This is a genomic window from Nitrososphaerota archaeon (assembly GCA_011605775.1).
Classification (GTDB): domain Archaea; phylum Thermoproteota; class Nitrososphaeria; order Nitrososphaerales; family JAAOZN01; genus JAAOZN01.
In genome coordinates, this window is sequence record JAAOZN010000086.1 from 1 (window position 1) to 4,556 (window position 4,556).

6 protein-coding genes are annotated in these 4,556 nt (G+C 48.5%); 1 reads left to right on the top strand and 5 read right to left on the bottom strand.

The features are described from left to right. Positions 1 to 13: 13 nt before the first annotated feature. Positions 14 to 952, top strand: a complete 939-nt coding sequence (locus tag HA494_07620; GenBank protein ID NHV97632.1) for a thiamine pyrophosphate-binding protein — start codon at positions 14 to 16, stop codon at positions 950 to 952. A gap of 18 nt (positions 953 to 970) precedes the next feature. On the opposite strand, the gene HA494_07625 is transcribed toward HA494_07620, so the two are convergent. From HA494_07625 to HA494_07645, 5 genes are all read right to left on the bottom strand, one after another. Further along, entirely contained in the window at positions 971 to 1,636 is a 666-nt protein-coding gene (locus tag HA494_07625; GenBank protein NHV97633.1) for a DUF59 domain-containing protein, read from the bottom strand. Between the two features lie 52 nt (positions 1,637 to 1,688). Beyond that, positions 1,689 to 2,846 carry a cysteine desulfurase gene (locus HA494_07630; GenBank protein NHV97634.1) on the bottom strand — a complete coding sequence of 386 codons (1,158 nt, stop codon included), beginning with the start codon at positions 2,844 to 2,846 and terminating at the stop codon, positions 1,689 to 1,691. Between the two features lie 46 nt (positions 2,847 to 2,892). Continuing rightward, positions 2,893 to 3,780, bottom strand: coding sequence for a rubrerythrin family protein (locus HA494_07635; protein NHV97635.1), 888 nt, complete (start codon positions 3,778 to 3,780; stop codon positions 2,893 to 2,895). Further along, on the bottom strand, positions 3,781 to 4,203 hold the full coding sequence (locus tag HA494_07640; GenBank protein NHV97636.1) for an OsmC family protein: 423 nt from the start codon (positions 4,201 to 4,203) through the stop codon (positions 3,781 to 3,783). Between the two features lie 124 nt (positions 4,204 to 4,327). Continuing rightward, on the bottom strand, positions 4,328 to 4,531 hold the full coding sequence (locus tag HA494_07645; GenBank protein NHV97637.1) for a hypothetical protein: 204 nt from the start codon (positions 4,529 to 4,531) through the stop codon (positions 4,328 to 4,330). Positions 4,532 to 4,556: the final 25 nt, after the last annotated feature.

Genomic DNA, 4,556 nt, shown 5'->3' on the forward strand with positions numbered 1-4,556 from the left:
TTATGACCATCCTTTGTATGCAGGTTTTGTCGGCGGCTACTCTCACCCAGCTGCCTTCCACGCGCTGAATTCAGCCGACCTAATACTGACTGTAGGCATAAGCCTAGATGGTGTAGAAGCAGAATGCTTGAGGCTGCCTCGCAAAGTTGAGTGCATACACTTTACCACAGAAAGACCCACGCCCTCCAACGGGAAGACTGTTGTCGGAAATCTTAAGGAGACGCTTAAACTCCTATTAGAGAGGTTAAGAGCATCGCCACGCAGAGAAGCCGACACCCTCCTCTTAAAACAAATCCAGCAGATAAAGAGAGAGGTTTATGAAAAAATAGAAGGCGAGATCGTAGTGCACGTAAACGATAAGCCTCTTCACCCAGGCGTTGCGGTTAAGATCTTGGACTCAACGGCAGAAAAAGACTCCATCCTAACCGTAGACACCGGGCTGAGTACATTCTGGATAAGAGACGCCTACCATATCAAAGGTATTAGAGGTGTGCTATGCTCGAGCGGCTACGCTGCTATGGGGTTCTCTCTACCGGCAGCCATCGCAGCAAAGATCGTTTACCCTGAAAGAAGCGTCTTCGCAGCTACAGGAGACGGTGGGCTACTGATGTCTTATGCTGATCTCCCCACACTCATAGAGAACAACCTAAATGTTGTGGTAGTGGTCTTTAACGACAGTAAATATGGTCAAGTATGGCAGCTTCAAAAGGAGCGCTTCGGGGGGAAATTTATAGCGACAGACCTACAACCAACAGACTTCGCAGCCATCTTTAACGCATTAGGAGGCGTAGGCATACGTGTAGAAACTGTAGAAGAAGCGAAAAAAGCGTTTGAGGAAGCGAGCAGCTTCAAGAAACCGGTACTCATAGATATGAAAACCGACTTCAGCCACAACGTACCTGGGCTAAATATCTATATTCATAACCCGAAGGTTGAATTAGGTAGAGGCTAGCCAACTTTGGCAAACATCTTATTGGTTTGTATCTCCGCCGCTGCCTTTGAATACTATCTTAAGGTCGACTGGTAGCCCTTCGAAGGCTTCTCTTATATCGTTCTCAAGCTCCTCAGCGATCTGGCTCTTCTCATCAACCCTAAGCCCTATGGTTACTTCGTGGTTCTGAACCGATATGCTCTCCACCGTCTTGCCAGAAATTATGTCCACGCCTGTTATCGGGTCTAACACGCCTCTAAGAAGGAGCTTGACGAGGGTGTCGTCTATCTTAGTCTTCCCCTTCATAGCATAATACTTTGAGATTGCGGCATCTAACCCAGTCTTAGATAGCACAGCACAGTGCATCTTGATCTTCGGTAGACCACCCAGCTCATCAGCAATATCCTTGAACGTAATCTTCCTAGCCTCCTCAAGCGTCTTACCTTTAGCAAGCTCTGTAAGCATCGATGAGGTCGCTATGTTGGCAGCGCAACCATAGGACTCGAAGGTTATCTTCTCTATACGCTCCGTCTTCTCATCTATCTTAAGATAGAGCTTGATGAGGTCGCCACAAGCTACGCTACCGACCTTAGCGGTAACGTCAGCATCCTCAAGCCTACCCACATTCCTAGGGTTGGTGAAGTGCTCGATGACCTTTTCACTGTAACCTATCCTCCGCTGCAGAGAAGCGTCTGGTCTGCTCAACTGATCAACCCCCAACTCCACATATTCGCAAGCTCACATAAGACCCTTTCCCTCAGCTTCCTCTCTTTCTGGCAAGCGGGCTAAACGAGCGAAGCCTAACCACCACATTAGCCAAGATCTTAGCTGCAGCATCGACCTCCTCCTGAATAGTCATCCTAGAGAGGCTGAGCCTCATAGATCCGTGCGCCTCCTCATGCGTACCACCTATGGCCGTTATCACGTGGCTAGGTTCAAGCCGCTGACTGTAGCAAGCTGAACCCGTATTACAGACTAACCCCTGCATCTCAGCCTGCAGAAGAAGGGCTTCACCTTCCACATACCTGAAGGTGACGTTGACGATATGGCATACTCTCTTGTCACCCCTCGCACCATTCAGCTTCGAGTCCTCTATTTGTAGGAGGTTATCGATCAACCTATCCCTTAGTCTACGCATCTTAACCGCATCGTCAGGCAAGGCTCTTTTAACCGCTTCGGCGAAACCAACTATTGCGGGCACATTCTGGCTCCCAGCCCTCAACCCCCTCTCCCTACCATCCCCCTCTATAAGCGGCTGAAGCTCGACGCCCTCACGCACATAGAGCGCGCCCACACCCTTCGGCCCGTGGATAAGGTGGGAAGTTATCGACATAAGGTCTATATTCATAGCCTCAACATCGATCTGCTCTTTCGCAAAAGACTGGGCAGCATCGGTGTGGAAGAGCACACCCCTCTCCCTACACAACTCGCCAATCGCCTTAATGTCTTGAAGAGTACCTATCTCTTGGTTGGCGTGCTGAATGGATACTAAAGCAGCCCCTTCTAAACTGGCTTCAAGCCTATCCATCTTCACAAAACCCTCTGAATCAACCGGTATAACCTCAACCTCGAAGCCAAGCCTTCTAAGGTTAAGAGCGGTGTCCAAGACCGACTTATGCTCTATAGCAGATGTCACAACTTTCCTCTTCTTATACAGCGGATGATATGCGACGCCCTTTATGGCTAGGTTGTTGCTCTCAGTTGCACCAGACGTAAACACTATCTCACTCGGCTTGGCTCCTATCTTAGCAGCTATGATCTCCCTTGCCTTCTCGACAGCCTCCGTAGCCTCCTCCTGAAGACTATGCCCGAACTCACCACCAGGTAGACCGAACTTCTCAACCATATACTCTAAGACGATCTTAGCAACCTCGGGATCGACAGGCGTTGTTTCAGCGTTATCTAAGTAGATCATCTACACCATCAACTGTATGATGCGCGCCATCTGAACTTATAGTTTGCTAGAAGGCTGGGTGTATCCCGAAGACCCTACCTACAAAGTCTCCGAAGAGGAAGGTTGCAAGAGCCGTGCCTAAGGTTAAGGCTATGCTTTCAGCGAACTCTCTGGGAAAGCTCCTCTCCCCCACCACTGAGCCATAGAGTGTGAAGAAGAATATCAGCAGAACCGCCAATGTTAGAGAGCCTCCGAAGGCAAAGAGCATGACTTCGGTTAAGAAGTAGGGTGATGCTAGAAGGGCTACCGCGCAAATATATGCTATACCGGTGGCTAGGGCTGAGAAGGCAGGCTTACTTGAGGTCTGCTGCTTCGCCTGTAGATAGGCTGCTGAGCCCATCGATATCGCTGCTGCGAAGCCAACTACTAACCCTGCTATGCCAGCTATAAGCGTTGAGCTGGTTACACCAAGGAAGCCAGCGTGCACACCTGTTATTTCAACTATGGCATCAGCGAGACCAAGAACTATGAAGCCTAAGTACCTTACCATCCTTTCATCAATCTGGTTCATAAACGTCTTCTCGTGCATCTCCTCGTCTTCTATTATCTTCTGCAAAATCCTCTGATCTTCGCCTGTGAGTTCCTCCGAAACCCTCTTGTAGCTTTCTATAACCTGCTTCTCGTGCCTCTCAAGAAACTTAAGGGTGAAGGTCAGTCCCATCAAGATCCTAAGTATGATCATACGGTATATGGCTGCTCTGCTCACCTTAGGTTTGTATCCACCAGTAAGTCTGCTCCAGAATAGGTAGTGCCCTTCCTCAGCTTTAGAAAGCTCCTCCAATATCTTCCTTCTACCAGCATCCTTCTCACGCTTTGCTAACTCGATGTAGAGTTGGTAGTCCGCATATTCGTCTTCGCAGAACCGTTTGAACTTCTCTGTAGCCAAAGGCTTCACCTACTTTTCCTGCTCTATTGTGTAGGTTGTAGTTATCTTAGAGACTCCCTTCAGATTCGCTCCTACAGAGCAGTACTTCTCTTCGGAGAGTTTTATGGCTCTCTTCACAGCATCCTCACTCAAAGCCCTCCCCTTTAAAACATATCTTAATCTGATCTCCTTATAGTATCGTGGGTGCTCTTCAGCTCTATCTCCTTCAGCAAACACTTCGAGCGAAGATAGGTTCTGCCGCTGCTTCCTCATTATGCTGATCACATCTAAAGCTGTGCATCCAGCGAGCGCAACAAGAAGGAGCTGCATAGGCGTAAAGCCAGCTCCCTCGCCGCCAGAATCCTTAGGTAGATCCATTAGAACGCTATGCCCCTCTTCATCCAACCCTTCGAGCCTAAAGTCTTTTATCATTCTGACTTTGACAGCGGGCATAGTAGCGACTCCCCGAAGATCTCTATAAAAGATTATCTAGCTGAAGACGAACTATAGCACATATTTGTGAAGCTTATAGAGAGAACAGCATAGGGAGATGCGGTTAAAAAATGTGGGGATTGTGTTACCAAGGCTCTTTACCAGTTTCCTCTACCGCCTTGTTGAACTGCTTTGCGAGACTATAAGCATTCAAGATCTGCCAGATCCATAGGATGAGTAAGATGATGCCGAAGATTATTGCTGCAACCCCAAGTTCGTACGCTACCAATCCAAGAAGCATACTTCCGTAGGATAGGGCTGCTAGAATTATGCCTACTATAAGAAGCACGATTCCACGCCTTACTCTCCTCACA